Here is a 4261-nt window from a genome sequence, read left to right as displayed (position 1 = left end):
GTATACCCCCGTGTGCCCCTTTCATATATGAAAGGGCTAATAAAGGTGGAAATCTCATTAGCCCTATGGTCTAATTTTAATTTCCACCTTTAAATATTTTTATTTTTTTAATTGTTTCCCATTTCATATTTTATTTATATCCTTTTCATTTATTTAATATTTTGTTTAAAATAATTTCAGAAATTTCTTGACTTCTTTTACTTACATTGTTTTTATCCCAAGTTTTTAGTTCTTTGTTTTGATTCATAAAATCTAAAACGATTCTAATTTTAGAATCTTTATATTCATTAAATTTGAAATCAAGTATTTTGTCACTTGATACTTTATTAATAGAATTTTCTAAAGGAAGTTTATTTCCAATCATTTCAATAACTTCTTTGGTGCTTTCATTAAGTCTTGATCACCTTTGAGGTATTATATGTTCAATTTCTCATTTATCGGGTAATAATTCTTTTTGTTCATTGAAATCGTATGCTAATACTTTAATAATCATTTTAGTTAAATTTTTAGGTGTATACATAATTTTATTTTTAATAAATTTTATTTGATCTTCTTGTAATTTATCTATTTTTAAATATGTATTTTTATTATTGATAATTTCTTTATTTAACAATAATACTTTATCTTTAATAGCATTAGATGTAGGTACTTCCAAATATTTTACAAGTAGTTTTAGTGATAAATCACTAAGGAATTTTTTAAAATTATTTGCAAAATTTTCTTGATTACGGTGTGCCATATAATAACATACAACAGGATATTTTCAAAATTCATTAGGATATGAACTTATAATATCAAGTTCTTTTAATACTTCAAAATTATTAGTTCATTCTTGATTTTCTAATATTTTACGTTGATTTATAACTACAAAGAAATTATTAATTTCATTTAAGTCATTAATAATTTTGTTTGAATCAATTTTTATAGTAATATCCTTACTTAAGAAGATTTTTCCTTTTTCTATTAGAGGAATAAAATATTTTCTTAATCCAGGTGTTCTTATACTTATATCACCACTTAATGCTCTTAAATAAAACATATAATATGTAAAGATTTTTTCAAAGTTATAATTATTTTTACTTATTTTATCTGAAAGTTCTTTTCATTTATTAATAAAATCACCTTTTTCTTTTTCTGATGTAAGTTTTTTATAAATGATTGATTTAAAAATATCTGAGTCCGATAATTGTAATCCTCTATTATTTATTGTTTGAAAAATTGTTAGTGCTGATTCTAAGTTTTCAAGTTCAATAACTAAAATATTTATTTCATCCAAAATGTTTCAGTAAAAATCCAACATACCATCTGGTTTATTTTTAGTCTTTTCTTGTAATATATTTATAAAAATTTTGTAATTTAAGCAATAAGTGCTTAATTTACTTTCACATGAACCGTTTTTTAAAATATCATCTAAAATATTCATATTTTTCATATCTATAACATTAGATTTTATTCTAAAAGAATTTTTATTTACATTTCTGGATTTTTTGTTTTTTGTTCATATAATTTGTTCAATTTTTTCTTTAAGAATTTCAATTTCATCTGAATTTTTTGATTTTTCATTTAACTTTTGAGTTTTTTCTAACAAATAATAAATTGCTCTTAATAACAGTAAAATTGTTGTTGTTCTTTGTTGGCCATCAATAATTTCGTAATTTTGATCATTATTTTTAAAGATTATGATATTTCCAATGAAATATCCCTCAATTTTATTATCATAAGCATCTCATAAATCATCGAAAAAAGTTGTTACATTTTCTTGAGTTCATGAATATGGTCTTTGATAATCGGGTATCAAAAATTTTGTTTCATCTTTACATATTGCAAAAAAATCTTTTATTGATAATGCCTTCGCTTCTATTTTCATTAATCCTACCTTTCTAATTTTTATTTTACAAAAAAAAAAAAAAAACAAATTTATTCGCATAAAAAGATATTAGTTTGTGAAATTTATTTTCTTTTTTCACATTTTTTTAAAATTTTTTGAAAAATAAAATTCTCCTAACTTAAATATTTATAACTAAATATTTAAGTTAGGAGAATTTATATAAAAAAATTATTTTTAATATTTTTAAATATTAAACAATTTTATATGTAAAACCTTTATTTTTAGCAACTTGTGCAACAAGAGGATTGTGTCCTTTTGTAACTAAAGTTGTATGGTTAATAGAAACAAAAGCGTTTTCAAAATTATTGGTTACCGAATTTGGGATAAAAACTTCTTTGATATTAGGAAGCGAGTTAAATGTTCTATCTGGTATATTTGTAATACCATCTTCTAAAATAATATATCTTAGGTTCGGTTTAGAAGAAAACTCTGAACCTTCTGGGTTTAATTGAGTTGATCCTTTAACATAAACTTTTTTGATACCAGAAGGAATCGAAATTAATTGAGAATAATCATTGTTATATAAAACACCTTTATATGAAGCAAAAGAAAAATTTCCAGGTTCAACTTGAATTTCTTGTAAATGTTGCGAATTAAAAACATCTTTTCCATCATTTAATGTACTGAATTCTTTTGGTAAAACAAGTTTTTTAATATTTGATGCTTCTGGTGTAAATAATAATCTATTATAATTAGATGAATATAACATCCCATCTTTTGATTTAAAGTTTTTATTTTTTAGATCAACTTCAATACTTTGAAGAGTTTTCCCTGCACCATAGAAAAACATTTCTTTGATATATTGATTTACACGAATTGATTTAATTTTTGGGTTATTAAATACATCAATATAAATTGTTTCAATTTTTAATTCATCGTTAAACTGATCTGGTATAACTAAATTTGATAAATTTGAATTTAAAACAGAAACACCGTTTCAAAAATTATATGAAATTCCTTCTTTTTCATGACTTAAATTTACAATCCCAACAACACGGTGATCATTTGATATTTCATCATGATTTTTACGTAAGTAAGATCTACTTACAGCACCTCATGTTGCATCTGAATGATATCATTCACCAGTATTTTCATCTCTAATCATATTTCATTGGTGTTCACCAGCAGAAGATCATCCAACAACAATAACACTTGTTACGCCAACAGCATCAAGCATAACTTTATAAAGATTACTATATCCACCACAAACAGCAATTAATGTTTTTAAAACTTCTTGTGGTTCAATTGAAGGTTGTTGATATCCAGTAGCATATTTAACGTGTTTTGTAATCCAATCAAAAATTAATTGAATTTTATCTGCTTGATTGTTAATTTCTTTTGTAATAATATTTTGACGAACAAAATTATAAACTTCTTGTTTTTTACTTTCATTTCAAAATGTTTCATCAGCAAACGGTTTAAAAGCATTTGGATTTGAAGTTTCAATATATTTTATAAATTTTTCTGATAATCTATTAGTGAATGCATTTGTTTCGTTTACACCCTTTTTTGCTTTTTTTGCAGAATTTTGAATACCATTATATTCTATATAATTACTATTTGAATATGTTGATGAAGGTGTGTATGATACAGAATTCTCATCATAATTTCCAGATGCATAACTTGGTTTAGTGTCAGAATTATTTTTATAGTTTTCTTTTTGTGATTTAATTTCTTCAAATTCAGAATTTAAAACTTTTATATCATTTGTTTTATTATTATCGATAATTAATTCAATTTTTTGTGAAAAATAATCAAGTTTATCAATTAAAACTTCATATTTATATTGTGCTTGTGTTTTTAAGTCGTTTTTATATATTAAAACATTTTGATTTAATTGTTTTAACTCGTTAATTTGTTGTTCACTTAATTGTAAATTTTGTTTTTCTTGATTTTTATTTATTTCATCTTGTTTTTTATCTTTTTTATCTTTAATTTCTTTTTGTTTATCTTTATCATCAAAATCTTTTTTATCATCTACTGAATACTGTTTATACTCTGGTTCACCTTCTTTTTTATCATTATCCAAATTATAAGCATCTTCTTGATTTTTTTTAATTTCAAATTTTATTAATTAAACAGGGACACAGATTTGAAACAATTATAATTTTAAAGCACTTCAAGTTTCTTGAGGTGTTTTTCAATTAAGATTTGATTGAAATCTTTCATTATTATATTTTACAATAAACGATTCAATTAATGATTTTAATTCTTTAAAAGTCATTTCCTTTATTTTGTTTAAATATAAACATTCTGTTTTTAATATCGAAAAGAAATATTCAACTTCTCTATTATCTAAGGAATTACCAACTCTAGACATTGAAATTTTTCCATTAATTTTATCAACTAATTTTTTATACTCTTGTGAAGAAT

3 protein-coding genes are annotated in these 4261 nt (G+C 22.5%); all 3 read right to left on the bottom strand.

From position 1 onward, the window contains the following. Positions 1-130 precede the first annotated feature (130 nt). The gene (locus BU00_RS0103295; RefSeq protein WP_027121464.1) at positions 131-1867 is read right to left on the bottom strand and encodes a DUF262 domain-containing protein; all 1737 of its coding nucleotides are present in this window, start codon (positions 1865-1867) and stop codon (positions 131-133) included. 211 nt (positions 1868-2078) lie between these two features. Beyond that, entirely contained in the window at positions 2079-3917 is a 1839-nt protein-coding gene (locus tag BU00_RS0103290) for a transglutaminase domain-containing protein (RefSeq protein WP_027121463.1), read from the bottom strand. A gap of 72 nt (positions 3918-3989) precedes the next feature. Next, a partial coding sequence (locus BU00_RS0103285) for an integrase core domain-containing protein (RefSeq protein ID WP_027121462.1) occupies positions 3990-4261 on the bottom strand: 272 nt, incomplete at its 5' end.

The organism is Mycoplasma leonicaptivi ATCC 49890, assembly GCF_000622205.1.
GTDB lineage: Bacteria > Bacillota_I > Bacilli_A > Mycoplasmatales > Metamycoplasmataceae > Mycoplasmopsis > Mycoplasmopsis leonicaptivi.
The sequence above is the reverse complement of the archived record's forward strand: the minus strand, read 5'-3'. Positions and strand labels throughout refer to the sequence as shown.